The sequence below is a fragment of the Haloferax sp. s1 genome (genome assembly GCF_058382125.1).
The window spans coordinates 1-798 of record NZ_JBZRPK010000063.1 but is presented as its reverse complement, the minus strand read 5'-3'; the positions used below and the strand labels follow the sequence as shown (position 1 = coordinate 798).

At 62.7% G+C, this 798-nt stretch carries 1 protein-coding gene and 2 pseudogenes; 1 reads left to right on the top strand and 2 read right to left on the bottom strand.

Annotated elements, in window-relative coordinates:
* Positions 1-144 (top strand): annotated as a pseudogene (locus tag QT222_RS00400) (phenazine biosynthesis protein); the annotation flags it as partial.
* Between the two features lie 9 nt (positions 145-153).
* Here QT222_RS00400 and QT222_RS00395 read toward each other — a convergent pair.
* Both QT222_RS00395 and QT222_RS00390 read right to left on the bottom strand, forming a co-directional pair.
* Positions 154-498 (bottom strand): DUF8108 domain-containing protein, encoded by a 345-nt coding sequence (locus QT222_RS00395; RefSeq protein ID WP_004058526.1) that lies wholly within the window; start codon positions 496-498, stop codon positions 154-156.
* Positions 498-798: pseudogene (locus tag QT222_RS00390) on the bottom strand (prohibitin family protein); the annotation flags it as partial. The gene QT222_RS00395 and the pseudogene QT222_RS00390, both read right to left, overlap by 1 nt.

Sequence of the window (798 nt, the reverse complement as noted above, 5' to 3'; positions counted from 1 at the left end):
GTCGAACAGGGCTACGAGATGGGTCGGCCGTCGCACCTCCACCTCGAAGCCAACGACGAGAGCAACGAAGGTGACGGCGGCGAGGAAGTCACCGTTCACGTCGGCGGCCGCGTCGAGTTCGTCGCAAAAGGTAACTTAGTCTGAGGGCGCACTTCAGTCGCGGTGGTCGTCGCAGACCGGATTTTTCCCGTCATCGAGGAGGACGACGGGGACACCGAGGACGACCCACTCGCGGACGTAGTGCCGGAGCGTCGTCGCGGGCGACCCGCACTCGACGCAGACGGCGTCCGACGTATTCGGCGTCGATTCGAGTATTCGCGTCCGAGGGCCGAACGTCGTCCGCGAATACGCCGGTTGCTTGAGTAGGAGTACGCCGAGCGCGACGGCGACACCCAGACTGACGACCGGGAGGACGAATCGTCCCGCACCGGTTCGTGCGAGCGCGCCGACGAGGACGAACAACGCGACCACGACGGCGAGTTCGCGGCGGAAACGCATCAGGCTGCAGTCGTGTTTACAGCGTCGTTTGACGAGGATGAAGACGAAGACGCCGAATCTAAGTCAGACGCTGAAGACGATGAGGATGACGACGAAGACGATGATGCCGACCCGTCACTCTCCAGCGAGCGGACGAACTGCGGGTAACCGCCTTCACCGACTGGGATGTACACCGTGTCCGTCTCGTCTAACTTCTTGATGTACTTCTGGGTGAGAACCTCGTCGGAAAGCGACTCGGCGAGGATGCGGTTGGCGTCCGCCTGACCCTGTGCCTCGATACGCTTTCGCTCCGCTTCGAGT